The sequence below is a fragment of the Kitasatospora sp. NPDC015121 genome, from assembly GCF_055562955.1.
Window position 1 is genome coordinate 263,544 of record NZ_JBVHEH010000009.1, and the last position, 14,749, is coordinate 278,292.

At 74.2% G+C, this 14,749-nt stretch carries 12 protein-coding genes; 4 read left to right on the forward strand and 8 right to left on the reverse strand.

The genetic code is table 11. The annotated features are described in order from the left end of the window. Window positions 1-9: 9 nt before the first annotated feature. Complete coding sequence (locus tag ACZ3J7_RS15885; protein ID WP_465621003.1) at window positions 10-1,362, reverse strand: TIM44-like domain-containing protein; 1,353 nt, start codon at window positions 1,360-1,362, stop codon at window positions 10-12. Window positions 1,363-1,491: 129 nt separating this feature from the next. On the opposite strand from ACZ3J7_RS15885, the gene ACZ3J7_RS15890 reads away from it, so the two are divergent. Then, window positions 1,492-2,583: a hypothetical protein gene (locus ACZ3J7_RS15890; RefSeq protein ID WP_465621005.1), complete on the forward strand. Its 1,092-nt coding sequence runs from the start codon at window positions 1,492-1,494 to the stop codon at window positions 2,581-2,583. Between the two features lie 36 nt (window positions 2,584-2,619). Here the strand turns inward: ACZ3J7_RS15890 and ACZ3J7_RS15895 are convergent, their stop codons facing one another. The 3 genes from ACZ3J7_RS15895 to ACZ3J7_RS15905 all read right to left on the reverse strand — a co-directional run bounded on the left by ACZ3J7_RS15895 (window position 2,620) and on the right by ACZ3J7_RS15905 (window position 5,107). Further along, window positions 2,620-3,510: a Gfo/Idh/MocA family protein gene (locus ACZ3J7_RS15895; protein WP_465621007.1), complete on the reverse strand. Its 891-nt coding sequence runs from the start codon at window positions 3,508-3,510 to the stop codon at window positions 2,620-2,622. A gap of 47 nt (window positions 3,511-3,557) precedes the next feature. Then, window positions 3,558-4,238 (reverse strand): O-methyltransferase, encoded by a 681-nt coding sequence (locus tag ACZ3J7_RS15900; RefSeq protein WP_465621009.1) that lies wholly within the window; start codon window positions 4,236-4,238, stop codon window positions 3,558-3,560. 194 nt (window positions 4,239-4,432) lie between these two features. After that, a complete protein-coding gene (locus ACZ3J7_RS15905; protein ID WP_465621011.1) occupies window positions 4,433-5,107 on the reverse strand; it encodes a DedA family protein in 675 nt (224 codons plus the stop codon). A 333-nt stretch (window positions 5,108-5,440) separates the two neighbouring features. On the opposite strand from ACZ3J7_RS15905, the gene ACZ3J7_RS15910 reads away from it, so the two are divergent. Beyond that, window positions 5,441-6,346 (forward strand): aldo/keto reductase, encoded by a 906-nt coding sequence (locus ACZ3J7_RS15910; protein WP_465621013.1) that lies wholly within the window; start codon window positions 5,441-5,443, stop codon window positions 6,344-6,346. 49 nt (window positions 6,347-6,395) lie between these two features. On the opposite strand, the gene ACZ3J7_RS15915 is transcribed toward ACZ3J7_RS15910, so the two are convergent. Both ACZ3J7_RS15915 and ACZ3J7_RS15920 read right to left on the reverse strand, forming a co-directional pair. Next, a complete protein-coding gene (locus tag ACZ3J7_RS15915; protein ID WP_465621015.1) occupies window positions 6,396-8,921 on the reverse strand; it encodes a glycoside hydrolase family 2 protein in 2,526 nt (841 codons plus the stop codon). Window positions 8,922-9,206: 285 nt separating this feature from the next. Next, the gene (locus tag ACZ3J7_RS15920; protein ID WP_465621017.1) at window positions 9,207-10,892 is read right to left on the reverse strand and encodes a cellulose binding domain-containing protein; all 1,686 of its coding nucleotides are present in this window, start codon (window positions 10,890-10,892) and stop codon (window positions 9,207-9,209) included. Between the two features lie 314 nt (window positions 10,893-11,206). Between ACZ3J7_RS15920 and ACZ3J7_RS15925 the strand changes: the two genes are divergently transcribed. After that, window positions 11,207-12,259 (forward strand): LacI family DNA-binding transcriptional regulator, encoded by a 1,053-nt coding sequence (locus tag ACZ3J7_RS15925; RefSeq protein ID WP_465621019.1) that lies wholly within the window; start codon window positions 11,207-11,209, stop codon window positions 12,257-12,259. Window positions 12,260-12,295: 36 nt separating this feature from the next. Here ACZ3J7_RS15925 and ACZ3J7_RS15930 read toward each other — a convergent pair whose 3' ends face one another. Continuing rightward, window positions 12,296-13,093 (reverse strand): SGNH/GDSL hydrolase family protein, encoded by a 798-nt coding sequence (locus ACZ3J7_RS15930; protein ID WP_465621021.1) that lies wholly within the window; start codon window positions 13,091-13,093, stop codon window positions 12,296-12,298. A gap of 258 nt (window positions 13,094-13,351) precedes the next feature. Here ACZ3J7_RS15930 and ACZ3J7_RS15935 point away from each other — a divergent pair, with 258 nt between their 5' ends. After that, window positions 13,352-13,702, forward strand: a complete 351-nt coding sequence (locus tag ACZ3J7_RS15935; RefSeq protein ID WP_465621023.1) for a hypothetical protein — start codon at window positions 13,352-13,354, stop codon at window positions 13,700-13,702. 13 nt (window positions 13,703-13,715) lie between these two features. Here the strand turns inward: ACZ3J7_RS15935 and ACZ3J7_RS15940 are convergent, their stop codons facing one another. Beyond that, entirely contained in the window at window positions 13,716-14,735 is a 1,020-nt protein-coding gene (locus tag ACZ3J7_RS15940; RefSeq protein WP_465621109.1) for a LacI family DNA-binding transcriptional regulator, read from the reverse strand. Between the last annotated feature and the right edge of the window lie 14 nt (window positions 14,736-14,749).

Below are 14,749 nucleotides of genomic sequence, written 5' to 3' on the forward strand. Positions count from 1 at the left end.
CCCCGGGTCTCAGGAGGTCCGCCCCGGGGCGGGCGCCGCCTGCTGCACGTCGGTGGCGATCACGGTCCAGGTGCCGGTCGACGCGTCGTCCAGCCGGAGGTCGAACACCAGGGTGACCGGCCGGCGCCGGTGGGCGTCGCCGCGCAGCACCTGTTCGGTGTGCCGGTCGACCTCGTAGTAGACGCCCTCCACGTCGGTCGCGACCCGGAAGGCGATCGGGTCGCGGGCGAGCAGCGAGCGCACCGTGACGGACTTGACGACGGCCTGGCGCAGGACGGTCCGGTCGGGGGTGCGCACGGACGTGAAGTCGAGGCTGCCGTCGTTCATGATCCACTCTTCGACGAAGCGTTCGACGGCGACCTCCAGGACCGCCCGGTCGAACCGGCCGTCGAGCACGCTCAGGTCGCCGGCGGCGGCGTCGGCGTCCTCGCTCCAGGAGACGTTGGTGAGCGCCAGGATGTCGCCCGCGCCCTGGACCGCGGTCTTCCCGGCCACCTCCAGCACGGCCTCGCGGGCGATCTCCTTCTGGTCCCAGGTGTCGGTCTCCAGGGCGTCGGTCAGGTGGTGCGCACCCTCCGCCGCCTGCTCCACCGAGGAGACGATCCACTCCCCGGCCTGGTCCTTGCGCAGCGTCCAGTACTCGACCGGGCGGGTCGAGCCGTCCTTGCGCGCCACGTCCGGGGCGTGGTCGCGGCGGACGTAGTCGTTGAGCGTGGCGGTGATCCGGAAGGTGACGGTGTCGTTCACCTCGCCCGCGCGGTTCGCCACGCCGACCAGTTCGACCGCCGGGCCGGAGACGATCTCCACCACGTTGACCTCGCCGCGCGAGGCGTAGTCGCGCAGCTCGTCGGCCCACTTGCCGTAGAGCACCGGGGAGAGGATCCGCCGCAGCGTGTCGTGGTCCTGCCGGGTCCAGGCCTGCTGCGCGGTGGTGTAGAGCCAGCCGGCCCGCTGTTCGAGCGCGGCGCGGTCGAAGGTGGCGTCCGTGTCGGCGATCGCGTCGACCCGGGCCCCGACCTGGGCGGCGCGCTCGCGCGCCTGCTCGTCCGCGCGGTGCGCGGTGCGGTCCGACACCGTGTTCAGACCGGCCGCCCGCTTGGCCTTCCGCCGGCGGTACACGACCCACAGGACCAGCAGCAGGACGGCCAGCACCACCAGCAGCGGGATCAGACCGCCGCCGCCACCGCCACCTCCACCGCCGAAGAAGACGAAGCCGCCGCCGCCCGAGTGGTGGGAGCCGCCGCCGTGGGAGCCGCCGCCGCCGAACCCGTGGCTGCCGCCGCCGCCACGGGCGTACGCCAGCGTCGGGCCGCTCAGGGCGACGACTCCGGAGAGCACAGTTATCAACCGACGGGCGCGCACCGGTCCCCCTTCGACGTTCGGAGCTGTCACCTGCGAGCCTACAAGCCGGGCCGCCCGGTGAGGAGCCGGGAGCGACCGGGACCCGACCGGCGGGCTGGGGCCCGGCGGCCCGGACGTCAGAATGACCGCATGAGAATGATCTGCACGCTGGCCGGGGCCGCCCTGCTGCTGGCCACGGCCGCGAGCATCCTGCGGACCCTGGTGGTGCCGCGCGGCCTGTACTCGGCGCTGGTGATCCGGCTGTGGTCGGTGCTGCGCCGGGTGGTGCGGACGGTCGCGGCGCCGTTCGGCGGCTACCGGGCGATCGACCGGGCGCAGACCTGGCTGGCGCCGCTGATCCTGCTCGGCATGCTGGGCTGCTGGCTGCTGTCGACGCTGTTCGCGTACACCCTGCTGCTGCGCGGGACGTCCGACCTGGGCTGGCGGGTGGCGTTCCGGGAGGCCGGGTCGAGCCTGTTCACGCTGGGTTTCGCCAGCGGCGACCGGCTGCACCTGTCGGTGATCGACTTCCTGGCGGCGGCCAACGGCCCGCTGATCATCGCGCTGCTGATCGCCTACCTGCCGACGCTGTACGGGGCGTACAACCGGCGGGAGCTGGAGGTGACGCTGCTGCAGTCCCGGGCGGGCGAGCCGGCCTGGGGGCCGGAACTGCTGGCCCGGCAGGCGCTGGTGCGCACCGAGAGCGAGCTGCCGGATCTGTACCGGGCCTGGGAGCGGCTGGCGGCGGACCTCGGCGAGGGGCACTCCAACTACCCGGTGCTGATCTCGTTCCGCTCCCCGCAGCCGTACCGCAGCTGGGTGGTGGGCCTGATCGCGGTGATGGACGCCGCCGCGATGCAGCTCGCGCTGAACCCGCGCTCGGCCCCGCCGGAGGCCCGGCTGATGCTGCGCGCCGCGTTCACCGCGCTGCGCGACATCGCGACGGCGCTGCGGATCCCGTTCGACCCGGATCCGGACCCGGACGGGCCGATCCGGCTGAGCTACGAGGAGTTCGACGCGGCGGCGGAGCTGGTCACCTCGGCCGGGATGGGCCTGGAGCGGACGGTCGCCGAGGCCTGGCCGCACTTCCGCGGCTGGCGGGTCAACTACGAGACGGTCGCCTACGAGCTGGCCCGCCGCGCGGACGCCGTCCCGGCGCTGTGGACGGGTCCGCGCGACTTCCCGGCGACCCCGATCCCGCCGCGCCGCCCGGCCGACCGCCGCCCGGCGGCCGGGCCCTGAACCACCCGGCCGGGCCCGGAGCCCGCGGTGGTGGGGCTACTTTCCGCCGCGCAGCAGCTGCTCCTCGGCGGCGGCCAGCACCTCGACCACCTGCCGGCCGAAGCGGACGTCGCAGGCGTGCGGCACGCCGGTGCGGACCGACTCCAGCAGGGCGTCGACCATCAGGCCGAAGGCGACGACGGCCTCGGTGTCGCGCTCGGGCAGGGTGGTGACGCCCGCCGCGCCGCGCAGTTCGAGGGCGGCGCCGCCGGCGGAGGCGGCGGGCGGGGCGGTCAGGCTGAGTGTGACGGTGCTGGAGGCGCCGCCGCGGTGGCGCAGCACCAGGTGGACGGTGTCGGCGGGGCCGGGCGCGGCGGTGACCCGCTCGACCTCGCCGAGGACGGGCAGCAGCACGGAGAGGGCGTGCGGGCCGACGTCCCAGAGCGCGCCCTTCTGCTGGCGCCAGGGGGACGCGGCGAACGGGCTGTCGGTGGTGAAGACCGAGCCGATCCAGTGGCAGTGGGCGGTGAACCAGCCCTCCCGCGCGGCCTGTTCGGCGATCCAGGCCTGCTGGGTGGGGCCGAACCGGGTGGTGAAGAAGACGGTGGAGGCGACGCCGGAGGCGGCGGCCGCGTCCTCGACGGCGCGGGCGGCGTCGACGGTCGCGGCGATCGGCTTGTCCAGCAGCAGGTGCTTGCCGGCCTGGGCGGCCCGGGCCGCGTACTCGGCCTGCACGTCCGGCGGGAGGGCGATGGCGACCGCGTCGACGTCGGCGAGCAGGGCGTCGACCGTCGGGTGGACGGGGACGCCGTGCACGGCCGCGAGTTCGGCGGCGGCCTCGGGGCGGCGGCCCCAGAGGCCGGCGAAGGTGACGTCGGGGTGGGCGGCCAGGGCGGGGGCGTGCACGAAGCCCGCCCAGGGGCCGGTGCCGAGGAGTCCGATGCGCATGGCACCCAGTCTTCCACCCCGGCACCGGCCCGCGGGACTCCGGGGGTTTACCCCTCCACGACCCTGATCAGGGTGAAGCCGTCGTGGCCCCGGCTGCCGACGGTCTGCACGGTGGTGGCGTCCAGCCGCTTCTCGCCCGCGATCAGCTCGTGCATCCGCCGCACGCCGAGCACCGCCGGGTCCGTGCTGTCGGCGTCGGCGAGCCGGCCCTCGCGCACCACGTTGTCGACCACGATCACCGATCCGGGCCGGGCGAGGGCCAGCGCGGACTCGACGTAGTGCGGGATGTTGGCCTTGTCGGCGTCGACGAAGAAGAAGTCGTACGGTTCGACGCCCTGCGCGACCAGCTCGGCCAGGGTGTCGCTCGCCGGGCCGAGCCGGACCTCGGCGCGGTCGGCGAGACCGGCCCGCTCCAGGTTGGCGGTGGCGACGGCGGCGTGCGCCGGGTCGATCTCCAGCGTGGTCAGGGTGCCGTCGGCGGGCAGCGCGCGGGCCAGCCAGATCGCGCTGTAGCCGGCCAGCGTGCCGATCTCCAGGATCCGCCGGGCGCCCTGGATCCGGGCCAGCAGGTGCAGCAGCTTGCCCTGGTTGGCGGCCACCGCGATCGGCGGCAGCCCGGCCTCCTCGGCGGCCGCGCCCGCCGCGTCCAGCGCCGCGTCCGGCCCGATCAGCAGCGCCTCGGCGTACTCGTCCACGTCGGTCCACACCTGCGGGTCGTTCTCCTGCACAGTCGTTCTCCCCACTTCCGTGACCACTCCGGATTCCGTGATCACTCCGAATCCGCCGACCCCTACCCGTTCCGGACCGGTCCGGAACGCGCCGGCGCCGCAACACGTCGACACCGCAACGCGCCGGCGCCGGAACGCGCCGAGGCCGCCGCACCCGGCGGGGGTGCGGCGGCCTCGGACCGGGGGTCCCGGGGTCAGTCGGTGCTCTCGGCGAAGGTCTCGGCGAGCGGCTCGCCGCTCTTGCCGCCGGACTGCTCGGGGTGCTCGGCGCGGGACTTCTTCGCCTTCCGCTTGAGCAGCAGCGCCGATCCGGCGCCGAACAGCACGGCCGCGCCGAGGCCGATGTACGAGGCGCCCTGCAGGTACTTCTCGGCGACCTTGCCGACCTGGTAGACCAGCAGCGTGGTACCGCCGGCCCAGACCACGCCGCCGAGCACGTTGGCGGTCAGGAACTTCCAGTACGGCATCCGCAGGGTGCCGGCCAGCGGGCCCGCGAAGATCCGCAGCAGGGCGATGAAGCGGCCGAAGAACACCGCCCACATGCCCCAGCGCTGGAACTGGGCCTCGGCGCTGGCCAGGTGCTCGGGTCCGAAGTGCTTGGGGAACTTGCGGCCGAGCTTCTCGAACAGCGGCCTGCCGCCCTTGTGCCCGATCGCGTAGCCGATCGAGTCACCGATGATCGCGCCCGCGATCGCGCAGATCGCCACGCCCCACGGGCTGACCGTGCCGTTGGCCGCCAGCAGCGAGGCGGTGACCAGGGCGATCTCGCCGGGCAGCGGAATGCCCAGGCTCTCCAGTCCGATGATCAGGCCGATCAGTGTGTACACCAGGGCCGGTGGGACGTCGTTGAACCATTGGTCGACGTGCAAGGCGGAGTACCTCCGTCTGGGCAGGACAAGGCCGTCGACACGTCGTACGGCACACAGGAAAATTTAGGCAAAGGAACCAGCCGGGTCAGCCTAGCCGCTCCCACTCACCCCGCCGAGCGCCTCCCCGCAGCCAACGGCCGCCGCCCCCGCGCGGTTCCCGGCCCCCTCGCCGCCGCGCCCCGTGCACCCGATCCAACGCGCCGCGCCCACCCGTCCGTTCCCGGCCGCGGTGTGAGATCGCTCAACGCCCGCACCCCTGGCGCCACCGCCCCCGACCGGCCGATACTCCGTCACCCGGCGGCGCACGACCGCCCGGCCCCAGGGGGAGGAACCATGACCGCGCACGCCTCGGCCGCAGGCACCCGGCGCCTCGGCGACCTGACCGTCAACCGGCTCGGCTACGGCGCGCTGCGCCTGACCGGCAACGGCATGCACGGCAACTCCGACGGCCCGCCGATCGACCGGGCCGCCGCCGTCCGGCTGCTGCACACCGCGTTCGAGCACGGCGTCGACCACGTCGACACCGCCGCGTTCTACTTCTCGCCGCTGCGCTCCGCGAACGGACTGATCGGCCGGGCGCTGGCCGGCTGGCCGGGCGCCGACCGGATCACCGTCGCCACCAAGGTCGGCCCCGGCCGCACCCCCGACGGCGCGTGGTACACCATGGCCCGGCCCGACCAGCTGCGCGCCCAGGTCGAGGAGAACCTGCGCCAGCTCGGCACCGACCACCTCGACCTGGTCAACCTGCGCCGCAACGGGCCCGACGTGGAGTCCGTCGGCGAGCACTTCGGCGTGCTCGCCGAACTCCGGCAGGCCGGGCTGATCCGGGAGCTGGGGCTGTCCAACGCCCGCCCCGAGCACGTCCACCAGGCCCGGGCGATCGCACCCGTGGTGTGCGTGCAGAACTCGTACGGCCTCGACCGCCGGCTCGCCGACGAGAACGGCCTGCTGGAACTGTGCCGGGACCTCGACATCGCCTTCGTGCCGTTCTTCGCCATCTCCGGCCTCGCCCGGGAGGCCGCCCCCGCCGCCGAACGCGACGCCCGGGTCCGCGCCGTCGCCGCCGCGCACGGCGCCACCCCCGCCCAGGTCCGCCTCGCCTGGACGCTGCACCGGGGCCCGCACGTCCTGGCCATCCCCGGCACCCGCGACCCGGCGCACCTCGCCGAGAACCTCGACGCCGGGGCGCTGCGCCTCACCGACGCCCAACTCGCCCTGCTGGACGGCCCGGTGGGGTGAGCTCCGGCCCGTGGCACCGGAGCCCGCCCCACCGGCCGGTCCTGGTGGTTCAGGACGGTTCGACGCAGAAGACGGCCGCCCGGACCCGGGCGGCGTCCGGGGTGGCGGCCAGGCCGCGGATCCGGATGACGGCGCGTTCGCCGGGCAGCAGGGTGGTCAGGCCGCGGTCGGCGGTCGCGGCCGGGTCGATCCGGTCGGCCTGCAGCAGCAGGTCGCGGACCAGGGTGCGGGCGGTGACGACCACGTCGACCGCGCCGCCCTCCGTCTCCTCTCCCGCCTCCTCCACCTCCTCCACTTCCTCCACTTCCTCCACGGCGAGTTCGAACTCCGGCGCCGGGTAGGCGAACGCCCGGTCCGGGACGGGGAAGTGCACGGCGCGCAGGCCGTCGGCGTCCGCGACCAGGTACTCCTTGCCGGAGCCCGCGGCGGGCAGCAGGCCCTCCGGGACGGGCAGCCGGTGCACGGCCCGGGCGGCGGCGGTGAGTTCGGCGGTGGTCTCGGCGAGCACGTTGCCGTCGGCGTCCAGGCGGCGCAGGCGCAGCGCGGTGGTCCAGGGCTCGGCGGACTGGTTGACCAGGGCGATCCGGGGGGCGCCGTCGCGGTCGGCGGGCTGCAGGGTGAGCAGCCGGTCGGCGTACAGGCGGCGCAGTTCGTGGTGCAGCGGCTTGAGCCGGCCGTCGCCGTCGACCGCGGCCCAGGAGGAGACCGGCCAGCAGTCGTTGAGCTGCCAGACGACGGTGCCGGCGCAGTGCGGCCAGTGGGCGCGCCAGTGCTCGATGCCGGTGGCGACCGCGCGGGCCTGGACCAGCTGGGTGAGGTAGTGCCAGCGGTCGAAGCCCGCCGCTCCGGTGGGGAGTTCGAAGTGCCGGGCGACGCCGCGGTTCAGTTTGCCGTTGCCGTCCTCGGCCTTCTGGTGGTGGAGCATGCCGGGCGAGTCGGCGGCGAGTTCCTCGTGCGGCAGGGCGCGGCGCAGGGTGGCGTACGCGGGCGGGGCCTGCCAGCCGAACTCGGCGACGAAGCGCGGCACGCTGGCCCGGTACTCGGCGTAGTCCTGTCGGTTCCAGACCTCCCAGGAGTGGTGGGTGCCGTGGTCGGTGTCGTTGGGGTGGTGGTCCCAGCTGCCGGACCAGGGACTGCCGGCCGCGTACGGGCGGGTGGGGTCGAGTTCGGCGACGATCCGGGGCAGCACGCCGAGGTAGTAGCCCTCGCCCCAGGAGTCGGCGCCGGCCGCGTCGCCCTTGAGCTCCTCCTCCCAGCCCCAGTCGCGGAAGCCCCAGAGGTTCTCGTTGTTGCCGTTCCACAGCACCAGCGAGGGGTGCGGCATCAGGCGGACCACGTTGTCGCGAGCCTCGGCCTCGATCTCGCCGCGCAGCGGCTGCTCCTCGGGGTAGGCCGAGCAGGCGAACGGGAAGTCCTGCCAGACCAGCAGCCCGAGTTCGTCGCAGGCCTCGTAGAAGGCCTCCTGCTCGTAGATGCCGCCGCCCCAGACCCGGATCAGGTCGATGTTGGCGTCGGCGGCCTGCCGGAGGCGGTGGCGGTAGCGGGCGGGGGTGACCCGGGTGACCAGGGTGTCGTCGGGGATCCAGTTGGCGCCGCGGACGAACAGCGGCTCGCCGTTGACGGCGAGGGTGAAGGGGGTGCCGGTGGCGTCGGGGGTGCGGTGCAGTTCGACGGTGCGGAAGCCGATCCGGCGCTGCCAGGTGTCGAGCGGCTCCCCGCCGGCCGGGCCGCCGCCGGCCGGGCCGCCGCCGTCCGGGCCACCGTCCGTCTCGCCGCCGCCGTCGGTGAGGGTGAGGACGAGGTCGTAGCGGGGCTGTTCGCCGTAGCCGCGCGGCCACCAGCGGGCGACGTCGGCGGCCTCCAGGACGAGGACGGCGCTGTCGCCGTCCAGGACGGCCTCGGCCCGGGCGCCGGCCGCCGAGGCGCGGAGGGTGAGCGGGCGGCCGGCGCCGCTCGCGGTGCGCTCGACGGTGATGTGCACCTCGACGCGGCCGGTGGTGCCGTCGACGGTGACCAGCGGGCGGACCTCGGCGATCCGGGCGGTGGACCAGTGCTCCAGCCGGGCGGGCTTCCAGATGCCGGCGCCGGGCAGGGTCGGGCCCCAGTCCCAGCCGAAGCTGCTGGCCATCTTGCGGATGTACTGGAACGGCTCGGGGTAGACGTTGGGCCGGTCGCCGACCAGCGCGCGGACCCGCTCGGCCTCGGTGTAGGCGCTGGTGAACTCGACCTTCAGCTCGCCGGCCAGGCCGGTGGCGTCGAAGCGGTAGCGGCGGTGCATGTTGCGGGTGGTGCCGAGGAGGGTGCCGCCGAGGGTGACGGCGGCGGCGGTGTCGAGGCCGTCGAAGACCAGGTCGGTGCGCTCGTGCCGGCTGCCGTGGGCGGGCAGTTCCAGGGTGTACGTCCAGTCGCGGCGGCCGACCCAGGCCACCTCTCGCTCGTTCGCGTCCAGGTACGGGTCGGGGATCAGCCCGGCGTCCAGCAGGTCGGTGTGGACGCAGCCCGGGACGGTGGCGGGCAGCCGGTCCCCCTCGTGGTGCAGGCTCCAGCCCTGGTCGAGCGGGGTGGTGTCCTTCATGCGTGCGGCTCCTTGGTCGATCGGCCGGACCGGTGGGTCGGGTGTGCGGCGCGAGCAGAACCGTAACCCGCCGACACGGCCCTGTCCATAAACCGGTTATGTGAATCCCTTGATGCCTTTCAGTTCTCGGCCGATCGCGCCAACTCCTCGGTGAGCTGCCGGAAAGCGCCGGAACGCGCCATCGCCCCGTCCGACCGCGCACGGGTCGGACGGGGCGATGGCTTTACCGGTTCACTACAGGCCGGGCGGGGTCGGACGGGGCTGCCGCCCGGCCCGCGCGTCGGCTCAGTAGGTGCTGCACGCCTGGCCGTTGAGCGTGAAGGCGGTCGGCACGCCGTTGGTGCCGGCCGTCGAGCTGCCGCTGAAGCCGAAGTTGACGCTCCCGCCGGCCGCGATCACGGTGTTGTACGAGGCCGGGTTGCTCGCGGTGACCTGCTTCCCGCTCTGCACGGGCACCGCGTTCCACATGGTGGTGACCTGCTGCCCGCCCGGGAACGAGAACACCAGCCGCCAGCCGTTCACCGGCGCGCCGCCCAGGTTCCTGACCGTCACGTCACCGTTGAAGGTGCTCCCCCAGTCCGACAGCCCGTAGTGCACCGCACAACTCCCGGCCGGCGGCGAGGCGCTGGCACTGGCGCTGGCGCTGGCGCTCGGGGACGGAGAAGCGGACGTGCTCCCGCTCGGCGTCGGGCTCGACGTGCCGCCGGGAAGGCCAGACTTGGCGCGCATCCGGTCCGAGTGGGCGCGGAACACCGACAGTTCGGGCGCACCCGCCTGCACCCCGAACTTGCCGTCCACGCTGCGGTCCTGGTACCACCAGAACGCGCTGCCGTCGCCGCCAGCCGCCTCGAAGTCCGGGTAGATCTGCCCCCACCAGGCCGAGCGGTCGACGTCGTGGACGTTGAACTCGCCCATGAAGAACGGCTTTCCGACCTTGCCGTGCGAGTCGGAGATCCAGGAGCGGATCAGCGCCTTGGTCTGCTCGACGCCCAGGTTCGCCCAGGACTCGGTCGGGTACGGGTGCGCGGAGGTGTAGTCGACGTACGGCGACTGCTGCACGTGGACGAAGGGGTTGCCCTCGTCCCCGCCGAAGCCGTAGTTCGTGCCGTGGCCCTCCAGGCCGACGCCCAACAGGTGCTTGGAGTCGATGGACTTCACGAACGCGCCCATCTCGTCCACCCAGGCCCGCAGCGTCGTGCCGTTCACGCTCTCGGCGGCGGACTGCGCCTCGTAGCGGGGCTCGTTCATCAAGTCCCAGGCGAAGATGGTCGGATCGTCCTTGTAGGCGACGCCGCTGTAGTGGTTGACCCGGTTCAACGCGTACGAGACGTAGTTCTTGTACGAGGTGAAGCAGCCCGGGCAGCGGGTCCGGTCGAAGAACGCGGCCCGGCCGGGCTGGCCGCCGGAGAGGCCCTCCCACTGCAGGCGGGTGTCGATGCCGCCGTACGCCTCCCAGTAGTTCTCGAACACCGGGACCAGCCGGATGCCGTGCGCCTTGGCGGACTGGATGATGTAGTCGAACTGGGCGAACTCCTGCTCGTCGTAGACGCCCTTCGTCTTCTCGAAGCCGTGCCAGTTCTCGTGGTTGAACATCCACAGCCGCACCACGTCGACCTTGTCGGCCCGCAGGCCGGCGAACTGCGCGTCGATCCGCGCCTTGTCCATGAACTGCGTCTCGGTGTCGCCGTAGCTGCCGCCGTAGGTGAACAGGTCGTACGTGTTGGCGCCGGCGAAGTAGTACTCCTTGCCGTCCAGGCAGAAGTGCACGCCGCAGCGGGTGGCGAACGAGTCCGCCCCGGCGGCCCGGGCGGTGTCGGCCCGGCCCAGCGTCAGGCCGGCCGCCGCGACGGAGGCGGCGAGCAGCACCGCCGTCGGCGCGAGCCGCCGGGCGGAGGCGCGGGCGCGGCGGGCGGGGGCGCGGGTGTGCCCGGCGGAGGTGGGGGTGTGCCGGTGCCGAGTTCTCTGGTGCACGCGAATCCCTTTCGTCCCATGCGGGTGCATGTGGGGGTGGGAGGGGATGGACGGGAGCCCCCGGCGCGGGGCGGGCGTCCAGCTGCCCGCCCGGCCGTCGACCGGTCGATTAACCGATTAAGGCGTGAAGACCGTACGAGCGGCCCGACATCGTTGTCAACGCCTGGTTAACCGTTTGTTGCAAACCGGCCGCCGACCGGGGCTCCGGGCTACAGCGGACGGGGGCGCGCGTAGTAGCTTGAGAGGGCGCAGCAGGTCCGCGTCCGGCCGCCGAAGGGTCGGCGGGCGGTCGACGAGCAGTCCGGAAAGGTTCCGTGGAGCAGGTGTCCCAGCAGCAGAGCCCGCCGGCGAAGCGGCCGACCATCGCCGACATCGCCAAGATCGTGGGCGTGTCCAAGGTCTCCGTCTCCAACGCCTTGAACGGTCAACCGGGCGTCTCGGACGCCACCCGCGCGAAGATCACCGCCGTCGCCGAGGAGCTGGGCTTCGTCCGCAACAGCGCCGCCCGCGCGCTGAGCGGCGCGAAGGCCGCCGCCGTCGGGCTGGCGCTCTGCCGGCCGGCCCGGATGCTCGGCACCGAACCGTTCTTCATGGAGCTGATCGGCGGCATCGAGAAGGTCCTCTCCGACGCCTCCTACTCGCTCGCCCTGCAGGTCGTCTCCGACCACGAACGCGGCCTGGAGGCGTACCGCCGCTGGTGGGGCGAGCGGCACATCGACGGCGCGATCCTGGTCGACCTGCGCCGCGACGACGCCCGGGTGCCCGCCCTGGAGGAGATGGGCCTGCCCACCGTCGTGATCGGCCACCCCTCCGGCTCCGGCGCCCTCACCCCGGTCTGGTCCGACGACGCGGCCGCCGTCCGCGAGACCCTCGAGTACCTCGCCGCCCTCGGCCACCGCCGGGTCGGCCGGGTCGCCGGCCTCACCGGCCTGGTCCACACCGCGATCCGCGACGAGGCCTTCACCGCCGCCTGCGCCGACCTCGGCCTGGAGGCCCCGCCCACCGTCCACACCGACTACACCGGCGAACAGGGCGCCCGCGCCACCCGCCGCCTGCTGCTCTCCCCCTCCCGCCCGACCGCGATCCTCTACGACAACGACATCACCGCCGTCGCGGGCCTCTCGGTCGCCCAGGAGCTCGGCCTCTCCGTGCCCCGCGACCTCTCCCTGGTCGCCTGGGACGACTCCCCGCTGGCGCAGGTCGTCCGCCCCCCGCTCACCGCCCTCACCCGCGACATCCACGCCTACGGCGCCCACGCCGCCCGCACCCTGCTCGACCTGATCACGGGCCGCCCCGCCACCGGCTACGAGGACCTCGCCCCGCAGCTCACCCCCCGCGGCTCCACGGCCGCCCCGCCCGCGCCCTGACGGCCCGCGCCCCGCCCGCGCTCCGGCAGCCCGTCCTCAGTCCGGGATCGGTCTGACCAGGCCATCCTCGATGGCACGGAACAGGGCCCGGTCGAAGGCCCGCGCGATCAACCGGTAGCCCTGGTCGCTCGGGTGCAGTTGGTCCGGCAGCTCCTCCGGCGTCAGCGCGGGCGCGGCGATGTAGCGGACCTTGGCGTAGCCCGCCTGCTTCGCCTCGATCGCCAGGCTCAACGTGGTGTTGTAGTGGGCGACTTCGGTGAGCACGGTCGGCGTCGTCGGGATCAGGCCCATCACCAGGACGGTCACGCCGGGCCGGTCCTCCAGGATCCGGTCGATCAGCGCCGACGTCCGGTCCGCGGCGTGCTCGCGGTCGGTGCCCCGGTTCAGGTCGTTGATGCCGATGTGCAGCAGCACGACGTCCGGCTTCGCGCTGGACAGCCACCCGTCGATCCCGGCCGCGATCTCGTGGACCATGTACCCGTTGTGGCCCTCGTTGTCCGGGTCGGGTACCGCGCCGTCGTGCCGGGAGCCCACCAGGTCGATGGTGTAGCGCTGCAACACGGCCGCCAGTTCGGCGAACTGCCCGCGGTAGCCGGCGCCGTCGCTGCTCCCGTACCCGGCCGTGATCGAGTCCCCGAGCGGCATCACCCGCAGCGCCCGCGTGGTCGGCGCGGGCGTCTCCGCGGTGCGCGTACCGGTCGCGCTGCTCGCGCCGGTCGAGCCGGCCGCGCCGCCCGTACCGGTCGAACCGGTCGAACCCGCCGAGCAGGCGGTGGCGAGTACGGCCAGGACGGTCGCCGCCACGGCCGGGCCGAGTCCGGTGCCGCGCTTCATCGGGTCCTCCTCCGCTCCGAGCCGCCCGGCCCGGCGTCCGACCGGCACTGCCCGGTCGCCCCGCCGTCGACGATAACCCAGCCCGGCCCGCGCCACCCCGCCTACCGGCCAAGGAAGTTGACCGCCCGCCGAGCGTCCCGCCCCCTTTTCCGCCCCGCCCGTACCACCCGGCCCGCCAGGCCCGCCCCGTCCGAGCCGCCCGGCCACCGGTAGAGTCCCGCCCGTATCCGTTCGCACCCGTCCGAGGAGCCGCACCGCATGAGGTCACCCGACGAGCTGGACCGGGTCGACTGGGCGTCCCTGGAGCACGCGTACGGCTCGGCGGAGGACCTGCCGGACCTGCTGGCGGCGCTGTACGGGGCGGACCCGACGGCCGTCGACGAGGCCGAGGACGGGCTGTTCGGCGCCGTCTGCCACCAGGGCACCGTCTACTCGGCGTCCGCCGCCACCGTCCCGTACCTGGCGCACGCGGCCCGGCACGCGCCGCTGCCCGGTGAGCGGCGGCCGGTCCACCCCACCGAGACCCTGACCGCCCCGGCCGGCCGGCGCGCCCTGGCGGCACCGGCCACCGCCCGCCGACGCACCGCTGACGCACCGACAGTTCGCTGAAGGGAAAAGGGTTTCAGCGGCCGGGAGCCGGGCCGGTGCTGCCACGCGGCACCAGCACCGGGGTGCCGGCGGGGCGGGAGGCGGCGCGGCCCTCGTCGATGAGTTCCAGCAGGCAGCGGGCGACCTCCTCGCCGACCGCGAACGGGTCGTGGCTGAGGGCGGAGAGCTGCGGCCGGGTGATCCGGCACAGGTCGGAGTCGTCCCAGGCGACCAGCGAGACGTCCTGCGGGACGCGCAGGCCGAGTTCCTCGGCGACGGCGATCGCGGCGACGGCCATCAGGTCGTTGTCGTAGACGATCGCGGTCGGCCGTTCGGCGGCGGTCAGCAGGGTGCGGGTGGCCCGGGCGCCGGCGTGCGCGGACAGGTCGGTGGGGAGGCTGCGGGCGGTGACGGCGGGCAGTTCGGCCGCCGTGGCGGCGAACGCGTCCCCGCGCAGCAGGGTGCGGCCGAGCGCCTCGGGGCCGGTGACGTGCGCGATCCGGCGGTGGCCGAGCAGGGCCAGGTAGCGGACGGCCTCGGCGATCGCCGCCGCGTCGTCCGTCCACACGGCGGGGAACGGGCCGGACAGCGCCGGCTGGCTGACCGCGACGGCCGGCATGCCGAGCCGGTGGACGGCCTCCAGCCGGGGGTCGTCGGCGACCACGCCGACCAGCACCGAGCCGTTCACCCGCCCGGACTGCCACCACTGCCGGTACAGCGCGGTCTCCGCGTCCCGGTCGGGGACGGTGTGCAGCAGCAGCGCGCACGGGCGTTCGGCGAGGACCTGCTCGATGCCGCCGATCAGCGCCATCTGCACCTGGTCGAGGCCCGCGCCGCCCCGGGTCAGCGCCATGCCGACGGTGTGCACCCGGTCGCTCCGGGCCAGCGAACGGGCGGCGAGGTTCGGCGACCAACCGAGCTCGCGGGCCGCCTCGACGATGCGCTGCCGGGTCGCCTCGGAGACCCCCGGCCGGTCGTTGAGGGCGAGCGACACCGCTCCGGCCGACACCCCGGCCCGCGCCGCCACGTCCCGGATCGTCACCCGGCGCTGCATCCTGCCGCTCACCC

What these genes read in the sequence shown, in the direction of transcription:
- ACZ3J7_RS15915 (WP_465621015.1), bottom strand. Translation starts at nt 8,921, where the DNA reads ATGAAGGACACCACCCCGCTCGACCAGGGCTGGAGCCTGCACCACGAG.
- ACZ3J7_RS15895 (WP_465621007.1), bottom strand. Translation starts at nt 3,510, where the DNA reads ATGCGCATCGGACTCCTCGGCACCGGCCCCTGGGCGGGCTTCGTGCAC.
- ACZ3J7_RS15910 (WP_465621013.1), top strand. Translation starts at nt 5,441, where the DNA reads ATGACCGCGCACGCCTCGGCCGCAGGCACCCGGCGCCTCGGCGACCTG.
- ACZ3J7_RS15930 (WP_465621021.1), bottom strand. Translation starts at nt 13,093, where the DNA reads ATGAAGCGCGGCACCGGACTCGGCCCGGCCGTGGCGGCGACCGTCCTG.
- ACZ3J7_RS15940 (WP_465621109.1), bottom strand. Translation starts at nt 14,735, where the DNA reads ATGCAGCGCCGGGTGACGATCCGGGACGTGGCGGCGCGGGCCGGGGTG.
- ACZ3J7_RS15935 (WP_465621023.1), top strand. Translation starts at nt 13,352, where the DNA reads ATGAGGTCACCCGACGAGCTGGACCGGGTCGACTGGGCGTCCCTGGAG.
- ACZ3J7_RS15890 (WP_465621005.1), top strand. Translation starts at nt 1,492, where the DNA reads ATGAGAATGATCTGCACGCTGGCCGGGGCCGCCCTGCTGCTGGCCACG.